Source organism: Streptomyces sp. NPDC042336 (genome assembly GCF_055581985.1).
Window position 1 is genome coordinate 97,358 of the sequence record NZ_JBVJEA010000022.1, and the last position, 24,013, is coordinate 121,370.

A 24,013-nucleotide genomic window follows, 5' to 3' on the forward strand; every position below is an offset into this window, starting at 1 on the left:
ACGGTGGGTGTCGCGGGGCGACAGGTCTGAGGGGGAGATCCGGGCGACGGGCCGCCGCCCGGCGGGGTCAGCGGCTCTTGAGCCACTGGGTGAACGTTTGATGGCCCAGCCGGGCGTCCGGCCCGGGAAGCAGGGCCCGCTCCTCGAGCACCGCGCCGAAGAACGGGGCCCCCGCATCGGCGATCACCGGGCCGGGCCGGCCGAGGAAACCGAGCACCTCGGCGGTGACGTCCTCCAGCCGGAGCTCCTCGGGCCCCGCTGTCTCGACCACGCCGAACTGCGGCAGCCCCACAGCGACATGGGCGAGGACCGCTGCGACGTCGTCCGCCGAGACGGGCCGCAGCAGCAGCGGCGGTACGTGCACGCCGTCGGGCCGGGAGCCGGCCGCGGCGGCGGCCTCCACGGACTCGTGGAACGGCGTGGCACGCACCACGGAGTACGGCACGGTCGTGTGCCGGGCCAGATCCTCCTGCGTCGCCTTGGCCTGGAAGTAGCCCGCCCCGATCCGGTCGGCGCCCACCACTGACAGCGCCACGTAGTGCTCGACGTCCGCGGCGGCGGCCGCCTGGAGGAGGTTGCCCGTCGCGGTGGTGAAGAACGCGGTGCTGGCCTCCTGCCGCCGGGAGGGCGCGTCGGTGACGTCCACGACCACCTCGGCGCCGCGCAGCGCCCCGTCCAGGCCCTGGCCGGTGCTGACGTCGACTCCTTCCCCGCGCGACACGGGCACGACCTCCACACCGTGGTCCCGGAGCCGCGCGACGGTCCGGGAACCGATCAGTCCGGTGGCACCTGCAACGACGACTCTCATCTGCGTCTCCTCCGTCGGGGGCCGATGACCCCGCTGGGTGTCCTGGGTGTCCTGGGCGGACGGTGGCGGATGCCGGAGTGCCACCGGGCCCGTCTCTCCTAGACAGAACGCGTGTCTTTCGTGTGACACCGTGCGGCCGACCACCGCCCCCGACCGGCGTGGCGCGGTGTCACAGACCCGCCCGGTATCCGGTCAGGAGGGCGAGCGGTCATCACGACCGGAGACGACCCCGTGACGGCGGACGACGTGCCGCCCGGTCACGGCGGAACCACGGAAGGTGCGACTCGATGTCGGAGAATGCACAGCACGCCCACCACGGACACGGAACCGGCGACGCGGACGGCCCGAGCTGGACCCGCGCGGCGAAGATGATCCAGGACGCCTCGCCGATCGTCGTCCCCGAGGGCGCCTCGGCGATGACCATCCACGTCGAGTGGGAGCCCGGCGACCCCGGCACCCCGCCGCACCGCCACTCCGGCCCGGCGTTCGGTTACGTCATCAAGGGCGCCGTCCGCTTCGAACTGGAGGGTGAGCCCGAGCGTGTGGTCGAGGCCGGCGGCACCTTCTGGGAGCCGGGCGGCGACGCCATCCACTACCAGGACGGCAACGCGCTCAGCGACCAGAAGACGGAGTTCGTCGTCACGATGATGTGCGCGCCCGGCAAGCCCATGCTCGAACTGGTCGACGAGGCGGAGCTGAAGGAGCGCGCCCACCTGCGCGCACCCCGGCCCACCGCCTGACCCTCGGTCGGGCACGCACGACGGGGCCCCGCACCCGTGACACCGGCCAGGCCGGGAGGTCACGGATGCGGGGCCCCGTCGTGCGTGCGGTATCGGTGGCTTCCACTCCTGCCCCTACCCCGCTCCTACTCCACGAAGTACGAGTCGTGCCGGTCGAAGAACGCGGCACGCTCCTCCTCGGTAGCGTGCCCCAGCTGGGAGACCTGTTCGAAGTACTCCTCGCGCGGGGCGCCCGGGGTGAACAGCAGCAGCATGTCGGCCGGTGCGTCGGAGTCGTTGCGGAAGGCGTGCAGCCCGCCCTGGGGGACGTGCAGGAAGTCACCCTTGCGGGCGTCGACCCACTGCACACCGTCGAAGACGCGCACGGTGCCGTCCAGGATGAAGAAGGACTCCGAGATCCGCTTGTGGAAATGGGTCTTGGGGCCGCCCGCCCGGGGCCGCATCTCCACCCGGTACAGCCCGAACTCGCCCCGTGTGGTGGCCGTGGTGGCCAGGTAGTGGGTGGCGTCCTTTCCGGTGCCGCTCTCACCCAGGTTCGGCGGTGTGGTGGCCGGCCGGAAGACGGCGCTGACCTCACCGTCCTCACCCCAGTACTTCTGCTCCGGGTACGGATACGACATGTCTGGTTCCTTTCGTACGGCCGGCGCTGCGCGGGGCGCCGGTTGTCATTCGACGGCTTGATGATGGGCGAAGCGGGACACCAGCGGTGGTTCCGTCAGGCAGCCGTGGGAGTGCCCGAGCGCCGGACCAGGGACGGTGACGGACCGCCGCAGCGTGCCGAAAGCGACCGCCGCCCCGACGGCGAGCAGGACCGCGCACAGCGGCATGGCCCGCCCGAACGAGGCGTCGAAGGCCGCGTCCGACCGGTAGGCCTCCGGTCCCATCCCGACCAGCAGCGGGAGCGCCGCGACGGACACCAGCCCCGCCGCCCGGGCCGCGGCGTTGTTGATGCCGCTGGCCAGCCCGGCGTTCGAGGCGTCCACCGAGGCGAGCAGGGTCACGGTCAGGGGGGCGACCATGACGACCATGCCGGCGCCCATCACCAGGAGGGCCGGGAGGACGTCATGGACGTAGGACGCGCCCGGACCGACCCGCAGCATCAGCAGCATCCCCGCTCCGCACACCAGCGGGCCGACGGTGAGCGGGGCCCGCGGCCCCAGCCGCTGGGCAAGCATCCCGGCGTGGGACGAGAACAGCAGCATCAGCACGGTGTTCGGCAGCATCGCCGCCCCGGCGGCCAACGCCGAGTACCCGACGACGATCTGCAACTGCAGCGCGGTGAGGAAGAAGAACCCGCCCGTCCCGGCGTAGACGCACAGGGTGATCACGTTGACCGCGCTGAACTGCCGGGACGAGAAGATCGCCAGCGGCATCATGGGGTCGCCGCTGCGTCGTTCGACGCGGAGGAACGCGGCCCCCGCGACGACACCGCCGACGGCCGCGGCGACGGCCACGGTCCCGCCGTCGCGCGCCTCCGTCAGCGCGTAGGTGACCAGCGCCAGGGCCAGGGCTCCCAGGGCGGCGCCCGGGACGTCGAAGCCGACCCCGCGCCGGGCTCCCGCGCCGGCCGTGGCGACCGCTTCCTTGCGCCGTGCGCCCACGGACTCCGGAACATGGCGCAGGGCGACGGGGACGCACAGCAGCGCCGGGACGGCGCTCAGCACGAAGGTCCAGCGCCAGCCGGGCCCGTCCACCAGCCACCCGCCCACGAACGGCCCCAGAGCGGCGCCGATGCCGCCGAAGCCGGACCACAGGCCGATCGCGCGCGGCCGGTCGTCCGGATGGAAGGAGGCCTCGATGATCGCCAGTGAACCGGGCGTGAGCAGCGCACCCCCGACACCCTGCAGGGCCCGGGCGGCGATGAGCGTGGTGGTGTCCGGAGCCAGGGCGCACAGCAGCGACGCGACCGCGAACCACACCAGGCCCAGGACGAAGATGCGACGCCGCCCGAACCGGTCGCCCAGGGAACCGCCCAGCAGGATGAGTCCCGCCAGGGTCAGCATGTAGGCGTTCACCGTCCACTGGAGGACGCCGAGATCGGCGTCGAAGTCCTGGCCGATGCGCGGGAGCGCGATGTTGGTGACGGTCGAGCCGAGCAGTACGACGCCCGAGCCCAGGACGGTGGCCAGCAGGGTCCACCGCCCACGGGCGCCGGCGATGCGGAGGGGAGCGGTGCTCTCGGGAGCGGGGGAGCGATTCATGTCGAGTCCTGGGGTGGCGTGGCCCGAGCGGTCCGTCGCCTGCTCGGGGGTCGGGGTGAGCAGGCGACGGACGGCACGCGTCCGGCCGAGCTGCCGCGCGGCCGGAGAGGCTGCGTCAGCCGAACATGCCGGGCTTGTAACCGCCCGCGGGCTGCTGGTTGATGACGTTGATGCGGTTGTAGGCGTTGATGACGGCGATCAGCGAGATCAGCGCGGCGAGCTGGTCCTCGTCGTAGTGCTTCGCGGCCTCGGCCCACACCTCGTCCGAGACACCGCCGGAGGCGTCCGCGATGCGGGTCCCCTGCTCGGTCACCGCGAGGGCGGCGCGCTCGGCGTCCGAGAAGACCGTGGCCTCGCGCCACACGGCGACCAGGTTCAGTCGCTGCTGGTCCTCGCCCGCCGCGGCGGCGTCCTTGGTGTGCATGTCCGTGCAGAAGCCGCAGCCGTTGATCTGGCTGGCCCGGATCTTCACCAGTTCCTGGGTGGCGACCGGCAGTGCAGCCTGGACCGCCGCTCCGGCCGAGTTCAGGTGCTTCATGACCTTGCCCGCGAGTGCGTTGCCGAAGTAGTTGATGCGCGCGTCCATGACGTATCTCCTCAAGGGTGGAACGGTTACGGACCATTGACCGGGTGCCCGCGCGTTCTGTGACAACCGAATCCGCCCGCATGCGCGCCACCTTCCGTTCCCCGGTCTCGGAGTCCGCAGGCCTACACACCTCAGGGCACACGGTGTGAAGAAAAGCGCATCGCGGGCCGCATTCGGTGTGCTCGCAGGGCGCGGGCGATAGCATCGAACCGGTGGACCAGGCCCGTCGGCCCGAGTCGGCGCCGCCCTCCCGGGCCCCGGGTACGGCGAGCGCACCATCCCTCAGCGAACCCAAGGTGATCACCATGGCTACCGAGAGCGTCCTGCACCCGAGTCTCATCGTCCCGATCGGACACGTCGAACCCGTTCCCCGCCGCATCCGGGGCATGGTCGGCGGCCGCGTCGTCTTCGACACCCGCCGCGCGCTGTACGTCTGGGAGTGGCAGGCGTACCCGCAGTTCAGCATCCCGATCGAGGACTTGGCGGAGGGTGTGCTCGACGACGACAAGCACACCGAACAGCTCGGTGCCGGGCCCGCTCACCGCCACACCCTGCGGGTCGGCCCGGAGGTCCGTGCGGGAGCGGCGTGGGTCTGGGGCGAGGGATCCCCCGAAGCCCTGCGCGACACGGTGCGCTTCGAATGGGAGGCGCTGGACGCCTGGTTCGAGGAGGACGAGCCGGTCTTCGTCCATCCGCGGAGCCCGTACTCGCGCGTGGATGCGCTGCGTTCGCGCAGCACCGTCCGGGTCGAGCTGGACGGCGTCGTACTGGCGGAAGCCTCCGGCTGCGTGAAGCTGTTCGAGACCGGTCTGCCGACCCGCTACTACCTCGACCCCATGAACATCGACTGGACCCGGCTGCGGCACTCAGACACGGTGACCCGGTGCCCCTACAAGGGAACGACGAGCGACTACTGGTCGTTCGACGGCGACACCGGCGCCCACGAGGACATCGCTTGGACGTACGACTTCCCGACCATCCACGCCAACCGCATCGCCGGACTGACCGCGTTCTACAACGAGCACGTCGATCTGTACGTCGACGGCTTCCTGCTGCCGAAGCCGGTGGATCCCACCCGGGTGGCCTCCGACTAGCCGAAGCGTTGTGCGGGCCCGAAGCGTCACACATCGACTCCTCACACGGTCTCATGAGGTGGAAAGCCATCCAAAAGCCTCATCACCGCAAGGAGTGACCATGAGCGACATCGTTCTCGAGCCCGCCGCGCAGGATTTCGCCGACGCCACCGCCAAGCCGCCGTTGCTGTACGAACTCGGTGTCGAGGGAGCCCGCAAGCTGCTCGACGACGTCCAGTCCGGTCCGGTGGAGAAGCCGGACGTGGACGAGAAGTGGATCACCGTGCCCGCCGAGGTCGGTGACGTGCGGGTGCGCATCCTCAAGCCCGTCGGCACCACCGGCGTGCTGCCTGTGATCCTCTACGTGCACGGCGGCGGCTGGATCCTCGGAAACGCCGGCACCCACGACCGCCTGGTGCGGGAGCTGACCGTGGGCGCGGAGGCGGCCGTGGTCTTCGTCGAGTACGACCGCTCTCCGGAGGCGCAGTACCCCGTCGCCATCGAGCAGGCCTACGCCACCGCCCAGTGGGTCACCACCAAGGGCGCCGATGAGGGCCTGGACGGCTCCCGCATGGTCGTCGCCGGCGACTCCGTCGGCGGCAACATGACCGCAGCCCTCACTCACATGGCCAAGCGGCGCGGCGACGTGACCTTCCTGCACCAGTCCCTCTACTACCCCGTCACCGACGCCGGGCAGGACACGGAGAGCTACCGCGTCTTCGCGCACGGACCGCACCTGACCGCGAAGGCCATGGAGTGGTTCTGGAACGCCTACGCCCCCGATCCGGCGGAGCGGGACCAGATCACGGCCTCGCCGCTGCGAGCCACCCTGGAGGACCTCCAGGGGCTGCCTCCGGCGTTCGTCGCGGTCGACGAGAACGACGTGCTGCGCGACGAGGGCGAGGCGTACGCCCGCAAGCTGATCCAGGCCGGGGTGCCGACCACGACCGTCCGCTACAACGCCACCCTGCACGACTTCATGATGCTCAACCCGGTCCGCGGAACGCAGGCCTCCACCGCGGCGATCGAGCAGGCGATCCACGTGCTGCGCAAGGCCCTCGGCACCGACTGATCCGCTTCGCACGGCACTTCCGGCCCTTGGTGCGCCCGATGACGCGCGTGGGGAGCCGGCTCAACGAAAGGCCACTCTCATGAGTGCACAGAAACCGACCGTAGTCCTCGTGCACGGCGCGTTCGCGGACTCGTCCAGCTGGAACGGCGTCGTCGCCAGGCTCCGGTCGCACGACTACCCGGTGGTGGCCGCGAGCAATCCGCTGCGCGGGCTGACCGAGGACAGCGCGTACGTCAGGCAGCTCCTGGAGTCCATCGACGGGCCCGTGGTCCTCGCCGGGCACTCCTACGGCGGCTCGGTCATCAGCAACGCCGCGACGGGGCTCGACCACGTCAAGGCTCTCGTGTTCGTCGCGGCGTTCCTGCCGGACGAAGGCGAGAGCGCGGTCGACCTGTCCGGCAAGTTCCCGGGCAGCACCCTCGGGGAGACGCTCCGCCCGGTGCCGGTCACGCTCCCCGACGGCAGCCGGGCCGCGGACCTCTACATCGAGCAGAGCAGGTTCCACCAGCAGTTCGCCGCTGACGTCCCGGAGGAGACCACGGCGGTCATGGCGGCCACCCAGCGGCCCGTGGCCGACGTCGCGCTGGCGGAGGGCGCCTCGGCGCCGGCGTGGAAGGACATTCCGTCCTGGGTCCTCGTGGCCGCGGACGACCGCAACATCCCGGCCCAGGTGCAGACGTACATGGCCGAGCGCGCGAAGGCCACGGTGGTGCACGTCACCGCTTCCCACGCGGTCAGCGTGTCGCGTCCGGGCGATGTCGCCCGGCTGATCAACGAGGCGGCGCAGGCGACCGGCTGAGCGGCGGGTGGGCCGCCCCAGGGAGTACCGGCGGCGGCCCACCGGCACAGCGCCCGCCGCGGCGCCGCGTCACGTCCCGACCGGAGTGACACGGGAGTACCTCATGAACACGAGCAAACAGGCCGCTCGCGGGCTGGCCGACCTACAGGCGTTTCTGTACCGCGAGGCGCACCTCAGCGCCGCTCGTCGGCGGGTGTCCGCCTTCACGGCGAAGGCCGACGGGCTGACCCACGGGCAGAGGATGGACCTGGAGCGGTGGTATCTGGAGGAACAGAAGTACGTCGCCCGCATGGTGACCGAGCACATCGCGGAACGCATCGGCGCGGCCGAGGCGGCGAATCGCCTCCGGTTCGGCCGCTGGCTGCGCGGCACGCTGATCGCCATGACCGCGATCGGCCTGACCATCTTCGTGTGCACGGCGGTCGTCGTGGGATCGATGACCTGATCCACCGAAGCGGCACCAGGTCACCGCAGGATCCGTAGCGGCGGCTTCCGGCCAGGGGGCCCGGCCGGAAGGCGAGGTAGGGAGGACGAGCGCGCGGAAGGAGGCATAGGCAGGCGCAGGCGGGGGCGTCGGACCCCCGGATCCCGAGCACCTGCGCGTGAACCTGGGCAATCATTTTGAGACAGCTCTACGGAAAGTGAAACGCCGGGGTATCGTGACAGCCGGGAGGCTGCCATGGTGAGGGACGGCGTACGGACCGAGCTCATCGGGCGGCAGGACGAGTGCAAGATCCTCGACGACCTCCTCGCCCAGGCCAGAGCGGGCCGCAGCGGAGTGCTGGTGGTGCGCGGTGAGGCGGGCATCGGCAAGACCGAGCTGCTGAACCACCTCCGCGACCGGGCCACCGGGTGCCGCGTCGTCAGAGCGGCCGGCGTGCAGTCCGAGATGGAGCTCTCCTACGCCGGGCTGCACCAGCTCTGCGCACCTCTGCTCTCCCACCTGGACGGTCTCCCCGAGCCACAGCGCAACGCCCTGCGCACGGCCTTCGGAATGCAGGTCGGTGATGCTCCCGACCGGTTCCTGGTCGGCCTGGCCACGTTGAGCCTGTTCGCCGCCGCCGTCGGCGACCAGCCGTTGCTGTGCACGGTCGACGACGCGCAGTGGCTGGACCGCGTCTCGGCCCAGACGCTGGAGTTCGTCGCCCGACGGCTGCTCGCCGAACCCGTCCTGCTGGTCCTGGCCGTCCGCGAGTCCGGCTCCCGCGAGGTGCTCGCAGACCTTCCGGAGCTGGCCGTGCGCGGACTCGGTGAGCGCGATTCCCGCGAACTCCTCGACTCGGTCGTCACCGGCCCGCTCGACCAGCGGGTACGCGACCGCATCGTCGCCGAGACGCGCGGCAACCCGCTGGCCCTGGTGGAGCTGCCGCGCGGCCTGACCCTCCTCGAGTTGGCCGGAGGATTCGGCGTACCGGAGAGCCGTCCCCTGTCCAGCCAGATCGAGGCGGGTTTCCTCCGCCGCATCCGGTCCCTCTCCGCGCAGGCGCAGCAATTGCTGCTCATCGCCGCCACCGAACCGGTCGGTGATGTGTCCCTGCTGCGGAGCGCCGCCGAACGCCTCGGCATCGATGTGGACCACGCCGCGACCGAGGCCGAGGCGTCAGGCCTGATGACCCTCGGCACCTGGGTCCGCTTCCGCCACCCACTGGTGCGCTCCGCGGCGTACCGCGCCGTCGGCTTCGAGGAACGCCGTAGTGTGCACGCGGCCCTGGCCGACTCCATCGACGCCACCCTCTATCCCGAACGCCGTGTCTGGCACCTCGCCAGTGCCGCGACGGGCCCGGACGAGAACGTCGCCGCCGAACTGGAGGGCTCCGCCGGGCGAGCGCACTCCCGCGGTGGTGTCGCCGCCGCGGCGGCCTTCCTGGACCGAGCCGCCGAGCTGACCCCCGATCCGGTGCGCCGCGGAGCCAGGGCACTGGCCGCGGCGGAGGCGAAGTACCAGGCGGGCGCCTTCGACACCGCGCGGGAACTGGTCGACGCGGCGGAGCTGGGCCCGCTCGACGAGGTCGGAGCCGGACGCGCGACCTTGCTGCGCGGGCAGATCATGTCGGCGGCCAAGAGCGCCAGCGCCGGGCTGCCGCTGCTGCTCGAAGCGGCGAAGAGGCTCCAGCCGTTCGACTCCGCACTCGCCGACCAGACGTACCGGGACGCGATCTACGCGGCCCTGACCGCGGGCCGACTCGCCACGGGCGGGGTCCGTGACGTCGCCGAGGCGGTGCTCAGCACGCCGGGCCACACCGGCACCGAGAGCCGGGAGACCCGCCTCCTGACCGGTCTCGCCCGGGTGGTGACCGAGGGCTACGCAGTGGGCGCGCCGATCCTCCTGGACGCCGTGGCGGCGTTCCGGGAGGGAGAACTCTCCCGGGAGGAGGGCCTGGGCTGGCTGCCGTTCGCGTGCCGCATGGCACACAACACCTGGGACTTCGCAGCCTGGTCCGAGCTGTCGGCGCGGTTGGTCGACCTGGCCCGCGCCAACGGAGCGCTCGCCGTGCTGCCCTCGGCCCTTCTGCTGCGCCTGTCGAACCGGGTGTTCGCCGGCGACCTGCGCGGGGCCGCCTCCCTGACCGTGGAGGCGAGTGCGATCGGCGAAGCCACGGACAGCAGCATCCTCGCCCACTACGGCGCACTCGTTTTGGAGCCCTTCAAAGGGCGGGAGTCGGCCACCCGGCAAGCGATCGAGACGCTTACCCAGGACCGCCTCCTGCGCGGGGAGGGCAAGGTGACGACGGCCACCCAATGGGCCGCCGCCGTCCTCTACAACGGCCTCGGCAGGTACGAGGAGGCCTACGCCGCGGCCGAGCGGGGCTGCGAGAACCCGCAGGAGCTGGGCCTGTCCCTCCAGTCCCGGGTCGAACTCGTCGAAGCAGCCGTGCGCCTCGGGCGTACCGAGCGGGCCGCCGAAGCAGTACGCACGATCGAGGAGATGGCCCAGGTCAGCGGGACCCCCTGGGCGCTCGGTACCTGCGCCGCCGCGCGTGCCCTGGTGAGCGAGGGCGAGACGGCCGATGCCCTGCACCGGGAAGCGATCGAGCGGCTCGACACGGCCGGGGTCCGGATGGACAGCGCCCGCGCGCGGCTTCGGCACGGTGTGTGGCTGCGCCTGGAACGGCGACGTGCGCAGGCGCGTACCCGGCTGGGCGAGGCATACGAGATGCTCGAAGCCGCCGGGGCGGAGGCGTTCGCGGAGCGCGCCCGACGTGAGTTGAAGGCCGTCGGCGTGACGGTGCGCGGTCGCGCCACGGCGGAGACCGCGGTCCTCACCGCGAAGGAGGTGGAGATCGCCCGGCTCGTGCAGGGAGGCTTCACCAATCCGGAGATCGGCGCGCGGCTCTTCCTCAGCCCGCACACGGTCGAATGGCACCTGCGCAAGGTCTTCGCGAAACTCGGTGTCTCTTCCCGCAAGGAGATCGGCTCGGTGCGGTTGGAGGCGATGGCGACCGCGCCCTGACCCGCCCGGCGAAGGCCCGCTCAGACGTGCGACGCCTCGGGTTCCGCCAGCAGGGCGGGCACGGTGAGGATGTTCGCCTCCCGGGCCAGCAGGCGGTGGACGGGACAGCGCCCGGCCGCCGCCAGCAACTGCTCCCGCTGAGCGGGCTCCAGGTCGCCGGTCAGCCCGACGTTCTTGACGATGTCACCCTGCTTCCCGAACCGCACGGCCACGTCGATCCGCTCCAGTGGCCAGTTGTGCCGGTCCGCCAGAGCCCGCACGGCCATGGAAGTGCAGGACCCCAGGGCGGCCAGCAGCAGCTCGCCCGGGGTGGGGCCCTCGTCGGCGCCGACGGGCTCGGGCTCGTCGGCGGTCAGGTGGTGCGTGCCGATCGAGACGGAACGGGTGAGCCGTGCGCCTTCGGCGACGGTCACGATGCGCGTGATCATGGGTTTTCCTCTCGGCCGAGGTACGGGGACCGGGCGGGGTCCGACAGGTCCCTCTTCCGCAGTGACCGAGCGGCGCGGGCGTGTGTGACAGTGCGGCCGGTGAGGGGGTGTCACAGACGGGGCGGGTGTCCTGTCACCAGGGTGTAGCGCACGGACCATGTCGGCGGGAAGAGGCAGCACATGCGGGTGGCGGTGGCCGGAGGAACCGGTCTGGTGGGCAAGTACGTAGTCGCCGAGTTGCGAGCCGCCGGGCACACACCAGTGGTCCTCGCCCGTTCGCACGGTGTGGACCTCACCACCGGCGCGGGTCTGGCCGAGAAACTGTCCGGCAGCGACGCGGTGATCGACGTGGCGAACATCGTCACCACGAGAAGGAAGACCGCCGTCGACTTCTTCTCCCGGACGACCGGCCACCTGATCGCCGCCGCGCGCACCGGCGGGGTCGCGCATCTGGTCACCCTGTCGATCGTCGGCAGCGACGAGGTCGACTTCGGGTACTACTTCGGCAAGCGCGCCCAGGAGGAACTGGTCCGCGACGGAGGCGTGCCGTGGACGGTGGTGCGGGCCACGCAGTTCTTCGAGTTCCCGGAACCGCTGCTGAACAGCGTGTCACCCGTGGTCATGGTGCCGAGGATGCTGACCCGGCCCGTCGCCGCCCAGGACGTCGCCCAGACGCTCGTCGGACACGCCGTCGCGGAGCCGGCGGGGATGGCACCCGAGATCGCGGGGCCCGACCAGCTGGACATGGTCGACATGGCGCGTCGCATCGCGCGTGCGCGGGGCCGACGCCGCCTCGTCGTGCCGGTGACGCTCCCGGGCAAGGTCGGCAAGGCCATGACCTCGGGCGGTCTGCTGCCACGCGGGGAGTACCTGCGCGGACGCCGGACGTTCGAGGCCCATCTCGCGTCCCTCCGGGCTGCCTGACACCCGGTCAGGCGGCGCCGCTCACAGGACCGTGCTCAGGAGGCGCCGCGAGCTGATGCCCAACTTGGCGTACACCTTACGCAGATGCCATTCCACGGTGTGCGGGCTCAGGAACAACTGGGCGCCGATCTCGGAGTTGGTGAGCCCGTCCCGGGCCAGGCGCGCGATCTGGCTCTCCTGAGGCGTGAGCGCCGCCACGGCGGCGGCGTCGCGGCGGGCCACCGTCTCGCCGGTGGCCCGCAGTTCGCGGACGGCGCGCTCGGCGAACGCCTGCGCGCCGAACCGGGTGAACAGGGCGTGGGCCGTCCGCAACTGCGCACGGGCGTCGGCGCGGCGGCCCTCCCGCCGCAGCCACTCCCCGTACAGCAGCCGTGCCCGGGCCGTCTCCATGGCTGCCTGGGTGCGGCCAAGTCGCTCGATCGCCGCCCGGTACAGCTCGTCGGCAGCCGTTCCGTCACTGAGCAGGGCGCGGCAACGCAGCTGGACGCCCAGCGCCCAGTCCGTTGCGGCGGCGTCCGTGTCCCGGGTCAGCCGGACCAGTGCCGCCTCGGCCACGTCGAGCCGGCCGCTGCGCGCCCCGGCCTCCACCAGCTCGACCAGGCCCCAGCCGGCCGCGACCATGTCCTGCGGGTGCGCGCTCGCCCGACGGGCGGCTTCCAGCGCCTCCTCGTACCTGCCCAGGCCGTTGAGGAGCACGGCCTGGGCCCGGCACGCGACGGCCACCCCGATGCCCTCACCGCGGCCGAGGGCCTCCTCCGTGCCGGCCTTGATCAACGGTGCGGCTTCGCTCGCGCGCCCCTGCCAGGCGGCGAGCGTCATCGTGCCGTACGGCGAGAAGCCGCTGCCGACCGACTCCTGGACCCGGCCGGTCTCCGCGATGAGCAGCGCCGCCGCGTCCAGTTCACCGGCGGTCGTGTGGACGACCACCCGCGAATTGAGCGCCAGCGGCAACTCGGTCAGCGCCCCGACGGCACGGGCGGTGCGCACATGGCGGGTGACCAGTTCCGTCCAGCTCTCGTGGTCCCACATCTCGGCCGCCAGTGCCGAAGCCGCCCACGACCAGCGCAGTACCTCGTCGGGCTCGGTCTCCCGGCGGAATGCGCGTACCGCGTCGCGCGAGACGGCGACCGCGTCGCGATACCCGTCGAGGAAACGGGTGGTGAGGGCGTCCAGCAGCAGATCGGCGCTGCGCGGCGTTCCCGTGCGGGGCGGGGCCGTCCCGCGCGCGGCCGCCGCCACCTCGCGTACGTGCGCTTCGGACGCGAGGCGCCCGGCGAACATGGCGGCCGACAGGGTGTCCAGGAAGGTCTCGCGGGCCAGGCCCACATCGAGCGGGACCATGTGGCGCGCGGTGGCCAACAGCCTGGGGAGCGCTTCGTCCACGCGGCTGGAGGCGAAGGAGATGCGGGCCTCGACGAGATCGGCACGGGCCCGGCCGAGTTCGTCGAGCGTGCCGGCCCGTGCCAGCTCCAGCAGGTCGCGCGCGGCGGCGGGCGCACCGGCGCGCAGCTTCGCCTGAGCCGCGGCGAGGGCACGCGTGGCCTTGCGCCGCGGGTGCGGCGTCAGGACGGCAGCGTGGGCGAGGAACGCGGCCGCCGCGGCGGTGCCGCCCCGTGCCCGCGCCCGTCCGGCCGACGACTCCAGCTCCGCGGCGATGGCCTCGTCCGGCCGGACCGTGGCCCGCGCGAGGTGCCAGGCACGCCGGTCGGGGTCGAGGCCGGGGTCCGTCGCTTCGGCCAGCACGCGGTGCACCTCCCGCAGCTCCGCGAGCCCGGCCGACCGGTAGACCGCGGAGCGCAGCAGCGGATGCCGGAAACGCACCAGCGTGCCGACGTCGAGCAGCCCCGCCGAAACCGCCGGTTCCACCGCGTCCGGATCGATGCCCAGTCGCTCGACGGCGCTCTTGAGCAGCGACACGTCACCGACCGGCTCGGCGGCGGCCGTCAGCAGCAGGCGCTGCGTCGGCTCCGGAAGCGCGCGGACCCGCGCGAGGTAGCTCCGCTCGATACGGCCGGTCACCTTTCCGGGACCGTGCGGAGCGGACCCCTCCACCGCTTCCGCGTCGACGCGGCCGTGGGGGAGTTCCAGCAGCGCGAGGGGATTGCCGCGGGCCTCGGCGAGGACGCGGTCGCGGATCCGCTCGTCCATCGGGCCTTCGGCGCCCGCGTCCAGCAGCGCGCGGGCGTCGGTGTCGTCCAGCCCGTGCAGCGTCAGCTCGGGCAGGCCGGCCAGGTCGTCGCGTCCCCGCTGCTCACGGGTGGCGAAGACCAGAGCCAGCGGTTCGGCGAGCATCCTTCGCGCCACGAACGCCAGCGTCTGCGCGGAGACCCGGTCGAGCCACTGGGCGTCGTCCACGAGGCAGAACAGCGGTCGCCGGGCGGCCACGTCGGTCAGCAGCCCGAGCACGGCCAGACCGACCAGGAACCGGTCCGGGGGCGGCCCCGCGCTCACCCCGAACGCCGTGGCCAGCGCTTCCGCCTGCGGCGGCGGGAGGGAGCCGACGTGCCCGAGGAAGGGCGCGCACAACTGGTGCAGTCCCGCGAACGGAAGCTCCATCTCCGACTCGGCACCCGCTCCACGGGCGACCCGGTGTGCCGTGACGCGTGCCGCGAGATGATCCATGAGGGCGGACTTCCCGATACCGGCGTCGCCGCGCAGAACCAGCACCGCGCTGCGGCCTGCCTCCACCTCCGAGACCAGCCCGTCCAGCACGTCGTACTCACGGCGCCGGCCACGCAGCCGCTCCGGACCGTCCCCGCTCACGCAGCCCCCCACACGCGGTGAGCATAACAACACGGCGTGCGGCCGGGGCAGGGGGCGGCTGCCGCGGCCGTATTCGGCGGCGGCTGTCACAGAACGGCGAGCCGTCTCATCAAGAGGGCAGAACGCTTTCCCGCCCACTCGCGCCGGTGTCCCGGCGCCGGACCCCTTCGGCCCGGCATCGCGAGCCGAGAGGAGAGGACCTCACATGCTGACCGCGATGGACCGTTCCAGCCCTTCGGGCACCACGGAGACAGGGGCCCACGGGTGCGCACAGCCCGGCAAGTGGCTGATCGGCGTGCCGTTCCGATCCACCGCTTCCCGCGTGGTCTGGATGTACTACGTGGTGGGCGAGGCGGGTGACGTCTCCCGAGCGGTGCGCGTCGCCCTGGCGCGTGCCAACAGTGCTCAGGAGAGGCAGGCGCGGGGCGGTGGGTCCGTCACGGCGGAGGAGCTGGAGGTCCGCAGGATCACGCTGGACGCCCTCGGGCGCACGCGCCTGGAGGGCCCCGGCGACCGGTGGGCCGCGTCCTCGTGGTGAGGGCCCGGAGCGTCGGGCGGCGCCTCGCGCCACGGCCGCGACGTCCCACGGCAGTGCCAGGCGCGCACGCTCCTGTGACCCGGATCATGGGTCCGGGAGGGCATGGATGTCCCGCACCGCGCGGTGTTCGCTGGGTGACATGAACGAAAGCCCCAGGATGCCCTTTCCGACTCCTTCCCACTGGATCGACGGCCGTGCCGTCACCGGCTCCGGACCGTTGATCGACGTGGTGAACCCCGCCGACGAATCGGTCATCGCCCACCTCCACGAGGCCACCGCCGACGACGTGAACATTGCCGTCGACGCCGCGGTCGCCGCCTTCCCCGGATGGGCCTCGACGTCCCCGCGGCACCGTGCGGACGTCATGCGACGCCTGGCCGACGGCCTGCAGAAGCGGAGCGAGGAGCTGGCGGCCACCATCACCCTGGAGATGGGCGCTCCCATCGCCTTCTCCCGGCAGGCGCAGGTCGGATTCCCGGTCGCGTCCACCCTGGCCGCGATCGCCGCGGTCGAGCAGTTCGAGTGGACGGAGACGGTCGAGAACTCGCTCGTCGTCCGCGAGCCCATCGGAGTGGTGGGTGCCATCACCCCGTGGAACTTCCCGCTGCAGCAGTTGGTGACGAAGGTGGTCCCGGCGATGCTGGCGGGCAACAGTGTCGTCCTCAAGCCCTCGGAGATGTCTCCCCTCAGTGCCCGGATGTTCGCGGAGATCGCCACGGAGGCCGGGCTGCCGAACGGTGTGTTCAACGTGGTGCAGGGAACCGGCCCGGTCGTCGGTGAGGCCCTGTCCCGCCACCCGAAGATCGACATGATCTCCTTCACCGGATCCACCCGCGCCGGCAAGAGCGTCTCCAGCGCCGCCTCCGTCACGGTGAAGCGGGTCGCACTCGAACTGGGCGGCAAGGCGGCCCACATCATCCTCCCCGAGGCCGACCTCGACTCCGCCGTCACCCGCGGACTCGGCCTCGCCTGGGCCAACGCCGGCCAGGCCTGCGGTGCCTACGTGCGCATGCTCGTGCCCGAGGACCTTCAGGCGACCGTCGTCGACAGGCTCCGGACCGCCGCCCAGGAGTACGTGGTCGGTGATCCGGCCACCGAGGCCACGCGGATCGGACCACTCGCCTCGGAGACCCAGCGCCGACGCGTCGACGACTACATCAAGCGCGGCATCGCCGACGGCGCCACCCTCGTGACGGGCGGCCCCGGCCGGCCCGAGGGGTTCGAGACCGGTGCCTACGTCAGGCCCACGATCTTCTCCGACGTCGCACCTGAATCGGTCATCGCCCAGGAGGAGATCTTCGGCCCCATCCTCGTCGTCATCCCCTACACCGACGACGATCACGCCGTCGAGATCGCCAACGGCACGGTCTACGGCCTCAACGCCGCGGTGACCGGGGACGAGGACCATGCCATGGCGATCGCCATGCGCCTGCGTGTCGGCCAGGTCGACGTCAACGGCGGCCCGCACAACTTCCAGGCACCGTTCGGCGGATACAAGCAGTCCGGCAACGGCCGGGAGATGGGCCGTGCGGGCCTCGAGGAGTTCCTGGAGACCAAGGCGATCACACGCTGACGCACCGCGCCACCGTGTCCGCGCACAACACACCGTTCGCCGGGAATGGCGCACCCCGGATACGACGTTCACCTCGTTGATCCACCGAAAGGACGACCATGGCAGACCGCGCGGCGCTGGCCGCTTTCCTGCGGGCACGCCGCGAGGCTCTGCAGCCCGAGGACGTCGGGTTGCCCCGCGGCCGCCGCAGGCGTACCGGAGGGCTGCGCCGGGAGGAAGTCGCGGCCCTGTGCGACATGTCGGTGGACTACTACAGCCGGCTGGAGCAGCCGAGGGGCCCGCACCCCTCGGAGCAGATGCTCACCGCGATGGCCCGCGGCCTGCGCCTGTCGCTGGAGGAACGCGACCTCCTCTTCCAGCTCGCCGGTCACGCCCTGCCGCGCCGTGCACGACGCGGCGATCACGTCGCCCCCGGGATGATGCGCATCCTGGACCGGCTGGAGGACACTCCCGCCCAGGTGATGAACCACCTGGGCGAGACACTGAGCCAGACACGTCCCGCGGTGGCCCTGCTGGGTGACGAGACGGCCTACACGGGACTGGCCCGCAGTTCCCACTACCGCTGGTTCACCGACCCTGCCGCCCGTCTGGTCCACGCCGCGAGCGATCACGCCGAGCAGAGCCGTCTCATGGTGGCCGACCTCCACAGTGCCTACTCCCACGGCGGAGACGACTCCGATGCCGCCGCGCTCGTGGACGCGCTGAACCGGGAGAGTCCCGAGTTCGCCGGCCTGTGGCGGCAACGCCCCGTGCTGGGACCGTACTGCGCCTCCAAGCGCTTCGTGCACCCACAGGTCGGAACACTCGAACTGCACTGCCAGACGCTGATCGATCCCGACCACGGCCAGCGGCTCGTGGTCTACACCGCGACACCCGGGACGGAGAGCCACACCAACCTCCGGCTGCTGTCCCTGCTGCCGGTCTCCTGACGGTGCGGCTCTCACGCCTACAGGGGGTCAGGCCCAGTCGAGAGCGTGCTCGTGGGCCAGCCGCGGCATGCGGTCGAACGCCGGAGGTCCGGCCGGGTGGCCGATGTTGACGACGAGGAGGGAGTGCCAGTCGCTGTCGGCGAAGAACTCCTTGTCGATCCCGGCCGGGTCGAAGCCGGCCATCGGACCCGCGGCCAGGCCGAGGGCGCGGACGGCGAGGATGAAGTATCCGGCCTGAAGCGGTCCGTTGAACGAGGTGATGGCCTCACGCTGGGCGGGCTCGCCCTCGAAGTACTCCTTCATCTCCGGGCGGATGGGCAGGACGTGCGGGAGGTGCTCGTGGAACCGGTGGTCCACGGCGAGGACCGCGACGACGGGCGCCGAGGCCGACTTCGGACGGTTGCCCTCGTCGAGGTGCGGCAGCAGGCGCTCCTTGCCCTCGGCCGTACGGACGTACAGGACGCGCAGCGGCTGGGTGTTCGCGGCGGTCGGTGCCCAGCGGGCGAGCTCCCAGATGCTGGTCAGCGTCGCGTCGTCGACCGGCGTGTCGGCGAAGGAGTACGCGGTGCGGGCGTCGGTGAAGAGCGCGGCGCCGGCCTCGGCGGGAATGCGGGGGAGGGGTCCGGAAACGGACATGGGGATACTCCTGGCTCGTTGTGCTCGTCATTGGGGAGTAACTACTGTAATGCTGGTTGCTAGGAAAAACAGAGCGACCTTCGGCAGAGTAGCACCCGGTTACCCTGAGGGCATGGAGAAGGCGAAGGGCACTCGATCGGTCGACGCGGACGGCGCGGAGGCGGGACAGCACCATCCGGCGGCTTGTGACGGTGCGCTGAGCAAGGCGTTCAGCTTTCTCGGCAAGCGGTGGAACGGCGTCATCCTGGCCACCCTCCAGCACGGACCCCTGGGCTTCGCCGAGTTGCGGCGCGCGGTGGAGGGCATCAGTGACTCGGTCCTCTCAGAACGGCTTTCCGAGCTGTCCGCCGCCGGTCTCGCGTACCGCGAGGTGGAGCCCGGCCCGCCCGTCACGGTGCGCTACCGCCTCACTCCGGACGGGACGGCTCTGATGCCCATCCTCAGTGAGCTCGCCGGATGGGCGTCCCGGCACCTTCCGGACACGCCGGCCGCCCGGCGCGGCGGCCGTGGTTAGACCGTCGCCGTCTCGGTCGTACGAGGAGCCGACCGGCTTGCGGGGTCCCGTGTGACAACCTTGGCGGCATCTCTCATGTGGAGTGTGTCACAAGGTCTGGACACAAGGTGTGCTCTGTGCTGCCGGTATTGTGAAAGGGATTGTTCCCGGCATTCGATGCGGGAGTTCGCCGTCCCCGGAGCACCTGAGGAGCCACGCGCATGATCGCCAGCCCGCTTCCGGACCTGGTCGGCCGGCACCGCGAGTGCGAGGCACTCGACGATCTGCTGGCAGGCCTGCGTGAAGACGGGTCCCGGGTGCTGGTGATCCGCGGCGAAGCGGGCATCGGGAAGACGGTCCTGCTGGAGTACCTGGCCGCGCAGGCCTCCCGGACGAAGGTGACCCGGGCGCAGGGCATCGAGGCGGACATGGAGCTGCCCTACGCGAGCCTGCACCAACTGTGCGCGCCGTTCCTCGACGAGCTGGACGACCTGCCTGCACCCCAACGGGAAGCCCTGCGCGTGGCGTTCGGCATGGCGGCCGGTGATCCGCCCGACCGTTTCCTGGTCGGTCTCGCCGTGCTCACGCTGCTCACCCGTGCCTCGGAGGCGCAGCCGGTGCTCGTCCTGATCGACGACGCGCAGTGGCTGGACCAGGTCTCCCTGCAGACGCTGGAGTTCGTCGCGAGGAGACTGCTCGCGGAGGCGGTCGCGATGGTGTTCGCGGTGCGCGACCCCGAAGGACAGGACGCACTGACCGGTCTGCCGGCCCTGCGCATCGGCGGCCTCGACGCCACCGCCGCCGGGGAGCTCCTGGAAACCGCCGTCGGCGGGCGACTGGAGAAGCGGATCCGGGACCGATTCGTGGCCGAGATGCACGGCAATCCGCTCGCTCTGCTGGAATTCTCCCGAGGCCGCAGTGCCGCCGAACTGGCTTACGGCCTGGACTCGTCCGGCCACCCGATCGTCCAGGGCCCGGTCGCGAGCCGGATCGAGCGGGACTTCGCCCAGCGGCTCGGGTCGCTGCCGGAGGCGACGCGGACGCTGCTGCTGATCGCCGCGGCGGAACCGGTCGGTGACGCCCGGCTGCTCGCCCGCGCGGCCGCCATGCTCAAGATCACCCCCTTCGCCGCTCCGGCCAAGGTCGCCGGTCTGATCGAGCTGGGCGAGTCCATCCGCTTCCGGCACCCACTGGTCCGTTCGGCGGTCTACCACCAAGCCGCACCCGAAGCACGCCGGTCGGTGCACCGCGCCCTGGCCGCCGCCACGGACCCGGTCCTGGACCCCGACCGGCGCGCCTGGCACGCCGCCCAGGCCGCGGACGGACCGGACGAGGAGGTCGCCGCGGGACTGGAACGCGCGGCCGACCGCGCCCGGCAACGCGGCGGAATCGCGGCCGAGGCGGTACTGCTGGAACGCGCGGCCGAGGTGACACCGGACCGCCGGCCACGTGGGCGCCGCGCCCTGGCGGCAGCGGAGGCGCACTTCTCGGCCGCGGCGCCCGACCGGGCCACGGAGCTGGCCACAGTGGCCGAACTGTGCCCCCTGAGCCCGCTGGACCGCGCTCGCCTGGCGCGGCTGCGGGCCAGGATCCTCTTCGCCCGCAGCCGCAGCGACGAGGCGGCGCCCCTGCTCCTGGACGCGGCGGCGCAGTTCACCGCCGCCGGTTCGCCGCTGGCGCGGGAGACGTACCTGGAGGCGATCAGTGCCACCATCTTCGCGGGCCGCGTGCACGGCCCCGCCGGGGCCCGCGCCGCCGCGATCGCCGCCCGGGCGTCCGGCGCACCCCCTTCCGGCTCCGGGGCTGCCGACCTGCTGCTGGACGGTGTGGCCGCGCTCCTCACGGACGGTTACGAGACCGGTGTGCCGGCGCTGCGCGGCGCCCTGGAACTGCTGGCCACCGAAGAACTGCGCACACGGGAGGCCACCGTGCGCTGGCTCATGCTCGTACCGGTGGCGCTGGAGGCGTTCATCCACTACGCCTGGGACCTGCACGCGTGGGACACGCTGTCCAATCGCGCGGTGCGCCTGGCCCGCGACATCGGCGCGCTCGGCGCACTGCCCCCGGCCCTCATCTACGCCGGCGGAGTGCACATCCACTACGGCGACTTCGCCGAGGCGGCCAGGATGATCGACGAGGCCGACGCTCTGGCCGCCGCGACCGGACACGCGCCGCACAAGTACGCGTCGCTGGTCCTGGCCGCCTGGCGGGGTGAGGCGGACGTCGCCTCCGGGATCATCGAGGAGTCCCGGCAGCGGGCCGACCAACGGGGCGAGGTGTCCCTGCTGGGCACCATGGGCTACGTCCAGGGAGTGCTGTACAACGGTCTGGCACGGTACGAGGAGGCCCTGGAGGCCGCGCGTACCGCCATCGAGCACGACGGGTTCAACTTCGTCGGTCTGTCCTTGATCGAGCACGTCGAGGCCGCCACCCGGTGCGGTGAGCTGGACCAGGCCAGGGCCTCGTTGGAGCGGCTGATGGATCTCACCCGCGCGGCCGACTCAGGCTGGGCCCGCGGCGCCAGTGCGCGTAGTCAGGCCCTGCTCGCCGACGGCGACGAGGCCGACCGCCTGTACCGTACGGCGATCGTGGAGTTCGGGCGAGGCGGGGTGACCGTGGAGGTGGCCCGTAGCCACCTGCTGTACGGCGAGTGGCTGCGCCGTACCCACCAGCGAGCGCTGGCCCGCGAGCACCTGCGTAAGGCTCACGAGATGTTCGACGGCATGCGGGCGCACGCCTTCGCGGAGCGGGCCCGCCGCGAGCTGCTCGCCACCGGGGAGCACGTCAGGGCACGGGAGACCACGGTGACCAGCGCGCTCACCCCCCAGGAATCACAGGTGGCCACGCTCGCCGCCGACGGCATGACGAACGCGAAGATCGGCGCGGAGCTGTTCATCAGCCCGCACACCGTGGAGTGGCACCTGCGGAAGGTGTACACGAAGCTCGGGATCAATTCCCGCCGCGCGCTGCCCGGTGCCCTGGCGAGCACCCCGCCCACGGACCGGGACGACGAGGGCCTGGTGCGTGCCGGCTGAGTCCGTAGGCCCTGGCCCCCCGGGGCCCCACGGACTCGACTACGGACAACAAGGGCGCGACGGGGGGTGCCGCGGACGGAGGGTGGACCCATCGCCCCTGAAGGGGCGTCCGTTCACCCGAAGGAGTCCCGATGTCCGCGCCCAGCCCGGAGACCACCACGTCGGCCGGCACCCCGGCCGCCCGGCCTGCCGAGGGTGACCTGGACACCGCCCTCCACGTTTTCCTGGCCCAACGGAACCGACTGTTCCGCATCGCCCAACGGATCGTCGGGGACGCCGCGGGAGCCGAGGACGTGGTCCAGGAGGCGTGGGTGCGCTGGCAGCTCACCGACCGCGCGGAGGTCAAGAACCCGGTCGCCTTCCTGACCACGACCACGACCCGCCTGGCCATCAACGTCATCCAGTCGGGGCGGCGCCGGCATGAGACGCCGTCCGAACCGCGTTTCGCCGACCTCGGTGACCTCGCCTCGTCCGACGACCCCATGCTCTGCGCCGAGCGGACCGCGGCGATCGAGTCGGCCCTGGCCCTCCTCATGGCCAGGCTGACGCCGGACCGGCTGGCCGCCTACGTGTTGCGCAAGGGCTTCGACTACACCTATACGGAGCTGGCGAAGCTGCTGCGGATCAGCGCCCCGAACGCACGCGTGGTGGTCCACCGCGCCCAGGCCCGTCTCGGCAGCCAGCGCGAGCGGTCGATCCCCACCGAGTCGCACCGCCGTCTCGTCACCGCGTTCCGGACCGCCGCCGACACCGGCGACCTCGACGGTCTCGTACGACTGCTCGTCCCCGAGGCGCGGGTGCGCCGCTTGGCGCCGCCGTCCCGCAGACCGGCCGACCCGGCGCACGTCCCGGCCCGTCAGGCCGCGTGACGGCTAGAGGCGAAGCAGGGCTCGTTCCGGCCGAGGCGGGTGAGTTCGCGCCACCGGATCTCGCCCGGCCCCCTGTTGTCACATCCGAGGCCTCCGTCTTGTCTCCCTTGTGCGGGCAAGCGGGTGCGGCTCACCTGCCGCGCCCTCACGCCGGGAGACCGCCCCGGCATCGAGCAGTCGGACGCCGGGGACAGCAGGAGGGCCACCACCCATGAGCGACGATGCCAGGTTGATCACACAGTGGAACAGGCTGACCCGAGTCCACCGCCGGATCGAAGCCCGTATGGAGCGACACCTCCACCGGCAGCTGGGCCTGGGCGTGAGCGAGTTCTACGCCCTTCGCACGCTGAGCGAGGGGGTGGCGGCCGGTACCGGTCTGCTCTATCTGAGCGACCTGGCCAACGGGACGGGCCTGAGCCAATCCGCCACCAGCCGCCTGGTCACACGCTTGCAGGAACGCGGCCTGATCACCACGCACACCGCGTCCAACGACCGCCGGAGCATCGAGATCGAACTCACCGCCGTCGCGCACGACGTGTTGCGGCTGGGATCTCCCCTGCTGAGGCAGGCGGTCGAGGAGGTCGTGCGCCAGCTCCACGTCGAGGAGACGGACAAGGACCTGCTCCGCTACCTGCGTGGAGGGGTGAGTGACGGTGCGGGCACCCATGTTCGACAGGCGCCGAACGTTCGGTAGCATGGCCGTATGCCGAACCACCACGCGTCACCTGCGGACAGCGAGATCTCCCTGCCTCGCCTCCTCGGGGTGCTCAGCGATCCGACGCGGTTGGGAATCGTTCGGATCCTGTCCGACGGCGCCGAGAGAGGGTGGGGGCAGTTCAGTGCTCCCGTCGCCAAGTCCACGCTCAGTCATCACCTCAAGATGCTGCGTGAGGCGGGCGTGACCCAGACTCGCCAGGAGGGTACTCGCTGCTTCGTGAAGCTGCGAGGTGACGCCCTGGAGACCCGCTTCCCCGGCCTGCTGCCGGCGCTGCTGTCCGCCGCCGGCACCGACCGCGTCGGAGAGCACGTCATCGAGCGGGACGAGCAGGCGTGACCGCGTAGAGCACTCCGTGCCGCACGGGAACCGCTTGAGCC

At 71.9% G+C, this 24,013-nt stretch carries 22 protein-coding genes; 15 read left to right on the top strand and 7 right to left on the bottom strand.

Features of this window, described 5'->3' with window-relative positions:
• Positions 1-67: 67 nt before the first annotated feature.
• The gene (locus ACZ6IM_RS33340) at positions 68-808 is read right to left on the bottom strand and encodes an SDR family oxidoreductase (RefSeq protein ID WP_402678278.1); all 741 of its coding nucleotides are present in this window, start codon (positions 806-808) and stop codon (positions 68-70) included.
• A gap of 287 nt (positions 809-1,095) precedes the next feature.
• Between ACZ6IM_RS33340 and ACZ6IM_RS33345 the strand changes: the two genes are divergently transcribed.
• Positions 1,096-1,548, top strand: a complete 453-nt coding sequence (locus ACZ6IM_RS33345) for a cupin domain-containing protein (protein WP_159324463.1) — start codon at positions 1,096-1,098, stop codon at positions 1,546-1,548.
• A gap of 125 nt (positions 1,549-1,673) precedes the next feature.
• Here ACZ6IM_RS33345 and ACZ6IM_RS33350 read toward each other — a convergent pair whose 3' ends face one another.
• The 3 genes from ACZ6IM_RS33350 to ACZ6IM_RS33360 form a co-directional block, all read right to left on the bottom strand.
• Positions 1,674-2,168, bottom strand: coding sequence for a cupin domain-containing protein (locus ACZ6IM_RS33350; protein WP_399936909.1), 495 nt, complete (start codon positions 2,166-2,168; stop codon positions 1,674-1,676).
• Positions 2,169-2,213: 45 nt separating this feature from the next.
• Complete coding sequence (locus tag ACZ6IM_RS33355; RefSeq protein ID WP_402678280.1) at positions 2,214-3,749, bottom strand: MFS transporter; 1,536 nt, start codon at positions 3,747-3,749, stop codon at positions 2,214-2,216.
• A 115-nt stretch (positions 3,750-3,864) separates the two neighbouring features.
• Complete coding sequence (locus ACZ6IM_RS33360) at positions 3,865-4,335, bottom strand: carboxymuconolactone decarboxylase family protein (RefSeq protein ID WP_159324460.1); 471 nt, start codon at positions 4,333-4,335, stop codon at positions 3,865-3,867.
• A gap of 305 nt (positions 4,336-4,640) precedes the next feature.
• On the opposite strand from ACZ6IM_RS33360, the gene ACZ6IM_RS33365 reads away from it, so the two are divergent.
• The 5 genes from ACZ6IM_RS33365 to ACZ6IM_RS33385 all read left to right on the top strand — a co-directional run bounded on the left by ACZ6IM_RS33365 (position 4,641) and on the right by ACZ6IM_RS33385 (position 10,730).
• Positions 4,641-5,429 carry a DUF427 domain-containing protein gene (locus tag ACZ6IM_RS33365; RefSeq protein ID WP_402678281.1) on the top strand — a complete coding sequence of 263 codons (789 nt, stop codon included), beginning with the start codon at positions 4,641-4,643 and terminating at the stop codon, positions 5,427-5,429.
• Between the two features lie 100 nt (positions 5,430-5,529).
• The gene (locus ACZ6IM_RS33370; protein WP_059296909.1) at positions 5,530-6,480 is read left to right on the top strand and encodes an alpha/beta hydrolase; all 951 of its coding nucleotides are present in this window, start codon (positions 5,530-5,532) and stop codon (positions 6,478-6,480) included.
• A 79-nt stretch (positions 6,481-6,559) separates the two neighbouring features.
• Positions 6,560-7,279, top strand: coding sequence for an alpha/beta fold hydrolase (locus ACZ6IM_RS33375; RefSeq protein WP_402678282.1), 720 nt, complete (start codon positions 6,560-6,562; stop codon positions 7,277-7,279).
• 103 nt (positions 7,280-7,382) lie between these two features.
• Positions 7,383-7,724 (top strand): hypothetical protein, encoded by a 342-nt coding sequence (locus ACZ6IM_RS33380; RefSeq protein ID WP_402678283.1) that lies wholly within the window; start codon positions 7,383-7,385, stop codon positions 7,722-7,724.
• Between the two features lie 234 nt (positions 7,725-7,958).
• Positions 7,959-10,730, top strand: a complete 2,772-nt coding sequence (locus tag ACZ6IM_RS33385) for an ATP-binding protein (RefSeq protein ID WP_469561799.1) — start codon at positions 7,959-7,961, stop codon at positions 10,728-10,730.
• A 20-nt stretch (positions 10,731-10,750) separates the two neighbouring features.
• Here ACZ6IM_RS33385 and ACZ6IM_RS33390 read toward each other — a convergent pair whose 3' ends face one another.
• Positions 10,751-11,158: an OsmC family protein gene (locus ACZ6IM_RS33390; RefSeq protein ID WP_402678285.1), complete on the bottom strand. Its 408-nt coding sequence runs from the start codon at positions 11,156-11,158 to the stop codon at positions 10,751-10,753.
• A gap of 180 nt (positions 11,159-11,338) precedes the next feature.
• Between ACZ6IM_RS33390 and ACZ6IM_RS33395 the strand changes: the two genes are divergently transcribed.
• Positions 11,339-12,082, top strand: a complete 744-nt coding sequence (locus ACZ6IM_RS33395; protein WP_469561802.1) for an SDR family oxidoreductase — start codon at positions 11,339-11,341, stop codon at positions 12,080-12,082.
• A 21-nt stretch (positions 12,083-12,103) separates the two neighbouring features.
• On the opposite strand, the gene ACZ6IM_RS33400 is transcribed toward ACZ6IM_RS33395, so the two are convergent.
• Positions 12,104-14,845 (bottom strand): helix-turn-helix transcriptional regulator, encoded by a 2,742-nt coding sequence (locus ACZ6IM_RS33400; protein WP_469561805.1) that lies wholly within the window; start codon positions 14,843-14,845, stop codon positions 12,104-12,106.
• A 205-nt stretch (positions 14,846-15,050) separates the two neighbouring features.
• Here ACZ6IM_RS33400 and ACZ6IM_RS33405 point away from each other — a divergent pair, with 205 nt between their 5' ends.
• The 3 genes from ACZ6IM_RS33405 (at position 15,051) to ACZ6IM_RS33415 (ending at position 17,885) form a co-directional block, all read left to right on the top strand.
• Entirely contained in the window at positions 15,051-15,383 is a 333-nt protein-coding gene (locus tag ACZ6IM_RS33405; RefSeq protein WP_399936888.1) for a hypothetical protein, read from the top strand.
• 106 nt (positions 15,384-15,489) lie between these two features.
• Complete coding sequence (locus ACZ6IM_RS33410; RefSeq protein ID WP_469561808.1) at positions 15,490-16,956, top strand: aldehyde dehydrogenase family protein; 1,467 nt, start codon at positions 15,490-15,492, stop codon at positions 16,954-16,956.
• Between the two features lie 98 nt (positions 16,957-17,054).
• On the top strand, positions 17,055-17,885 hold the full coding sequence (locus ACZ6IM_RS33415) for a helix-turn-helix transcriptional regulator (protein WP_399936884.1): 831 nt from the start codon (positions 17,055-17,057) through the stop codon (positions 17,883-17,885).
• A gap of 27 nt (positions 17,886-17,912) precedes the next feature.
• On the opposite strand, the gene ACZ6IM_RS33420 is transcribed toward ACZ6IM_RS33415, so the two are convergent.
• On the bottom strand, positions 17,913-18,521 hold the full coding sequence (locus tag ACZ6IM_RS33420; protein WP_059296899.1) for a malonic semialdehyde reductase: 609 nt from the start codon (positions 18,519-18,521) through the stop codon (positions 17,913-17,915).
• A gap of 112 nt (positions 18,522-18,633) precedes the next feature.
• Between ACZ6IM_RS33420 and ACZ6IM_RS33425 the strand changes: the two genes are divergently transcribed.
• The 5 genes from ACZ6IM_RS33425 (at position 18,634) to ACZ6IM_RS33445 (ending at position 23,972) form a co-directional block, all read left to right on the top strand.
• Positions 18,634-19,035, top strand: coding sequence for a winged helix-turn-helix transcriptional regulator (locus ACZ6IM_RS33425; RefSeq protein ID WP_399936880.1), 402 nt, complete (start codon positions 18,634-18,636; stop codon positions 19,033-19,035).
• 200 nt (positions 19,036-19,235) lie between these two features.
• Positions 19,236-22,049 (top strand): helix-turn-helix transcriptional regulator, encoded by a 2,814-nt coding sequence (locus tag ACZ6IM_RS33430; RefSeq protein WP_402678291.1) that lies wholly within the window; start codon positions 19,236-19,238, stop codon positions 22,047-22,049.
• 131 nt (positions 22,050-22,180) lie between these two features.
• On the top strand, positions 22,181-22,918 hold the full coding sequence (locus ACZ6IM_RS33435) for a sigma-70 family RNA polymerase sigma factor (protein WP_402678292.1): 738 nt from the start codon (positions 22,181-22,183) through the stop codon (positions 22,916-22,918).
• Positions 22,919-23,129: 211 nt separating this feature from the next.
• A complete protein-coding gene (locus ACZ6IM_RS33440; RefSeq protein ID WP_402678293.1) occupies positions 23,130-23,612 on the top strand; it encodes a MarR family winged helix-turn-helix transcriptional regulator in 483 nt (160 codons plus the stop codon).
• A gap of 9 nt (positions 23,613-23,621) precedes the next feature.
• Positions 23,622-23,972: an ArsR/SmtB family transcription factor gene (locus ACZ6IM_RS33445; RefSeq protein ID WP_399936873.1), complete on the top strand. Its 351-nt coding sequence runs from the start codon at positions 23,622-23,624 to the stop codon at positions 23,970-23,972.
• Positions 23,973-24,013: the final 41 nt, after the last annotated feature.

Excerpts from the sequence above, each read along its gene's own strand:
- ACZ6IM_RS33340 (WP_402678278.1), bottom strand. The coding sequence starts at position 808 with ATGAGAGTCGTCGTTGCAGGTGCCACCGGACTGATCGGTTCCCGGACC.
- ACZ6IM_RS33345 (WP_159324463.1), top strand. The coding sequence starts at position 1,096 with ATGTCGGAGAATGCACAGCACGCCCACCACGGACACGGAACCGGCGAC.
- ACZ6IM_RS33350 (WP_399936909.1), bottom strand. The coding sequence starts at position 2,168 with ATGTCGTATCCGTACCCGGAGCAGAAGTACTGGGGTGAGGACGGTGAG.
- ACZ6IM_RS33355 (WP_402678280.1), bottom strand. The coding sequence starts at position 3,749 with ATGAATCGCTCCCCCGCTCCCGAGAGCACCGCTCCCCTCCGCATCGCC.
- ACZ6IM_RS33360 (WP_159324460.1), bottom strand. The coding sequence starts at position 4,335 with ATGGACGCGCGCATCAACTACTTCGGCAACGCACTCGCGGGCAAGGTC.
- ACZ6IM_RS33365 (WP_402678281.1), top strand. The coding sequence starts at position 4,641 with ATGGCTACCGAGAGCGTCCTGCACCCGAGTCTCATCGTCCCGATCGGA.
- ACZ6IM_RS33370 (WP_059296909.1), top strand. The coding sequence starts at position 5,530 with ATGAGCGACATCGTTCTCGAGCCCGCCGCGCAGGATTTCGCCGACGCC.
- ACZ6IM_RS33375 (WP_402678282.1), top strand. The coding sequence starts at position 6,560 with ATGAGTGCACAGAAACCGACCGTAGTCCTCGTGCACGGCGCGTTCGCG.
- ACZ6IM_RS33380 (WP_402678283.1), top strand. The coding sequence starts at position 7,383 with ATGAACACGAGCAAACAGGCCGCTCGCGGGCTGGCCGACCTACAGGCG.
- ACZ6IM_RS33385 (WP_469561799.1), top strand. The coding sequence starts at position 7,959 with ATGGTGAGGGACGGCGTACGGACCGAGCTCATCGGGCGGCAGGACGAG.
- ACZ6IM_RS33390 (WP_402678285.1), bottom strand. The coding sequence starts at position 11,158 with ATGATCACGCGCATCGTGACCGTCGCCGAAGGCGCACGGCTCACCCGT.
- ACZ6IM_RS33395 (WP_469561802.1), top strand. The coding sequence starts at position 11,339 with ATGCGGGTGGCGGTGGCCGGAGGAACCGGTCTGGTGGGCAAGTACGTA.
- ACZ6IM_RS33405 (WP_399936888.1), top strand. The coding sequence starts at position 15,051 with ATGCTGACCGCGATGGACCGTTCCAGCCCTTCGGGCACCACGGAGACA.
- ACZ6IM_RS33410 (WP_469561808.1), top strand. The coding sequence starts at position 15,490 with ATGTCCCGCACCGCGCGGTGTTCGCTGGGTGACATGAACGAAAGCCCC.
- ACZ6IM_RS33415 (WP_399936884.1), top strand. The coding sequence starts at position 17,055 with ATGGCAGACCGCGCGGCGCTGGCCGCTTTCCTGCGGGCACGCCGCGAG.
- ACZ6IM_RS33420 (WP_059296899.1), bottom strand. The coding sequence starts at position 18,521 with ATGTCCGTTTCCGGACCCCTCCCCCGCATTCCCGCCGAGGCCGGCGCC.
- ACZ6IM_RS33425 (WP_399936880.1), top strand. The coding sequence starts at position 18,634 with ATGGAGAAGGCGAAGGGCACTCGATCGGTCGACGCGGACGGCGCGGAG.
- ACZ6IM_RS33430 (WP_402678291.1), top strand. The coding sequence starts at position 19,236 with ATGATCGCCAGCCCGCTTCCGGACCTGGTCGGCCGGCACCGCGAGTGC.
- ACZ6IM_RS33435 (WP_402678292.1), top strand. The coding sequence starts at position 22,181 with ATGTCCGCGCCCAGCCCGGAGACCACCACGTCGGCCGGCACCCCGGCC.
- ACZ6IM_RS33440 (WP_402678293.1), top strand. The coding sequence starts at position 23,130 with ATGAGCGACGATGCCAGGTTGATCACACAGTGGAACAGGCTGACCCGA.
- ACZ6IM_RS33445 (WP_399936873.1), top strand. The coding sequence starts at position 23,622 with ATGCCGAACCACCACGCGTCACCTGCGGACAGCGAGATCTCCCTGCCT.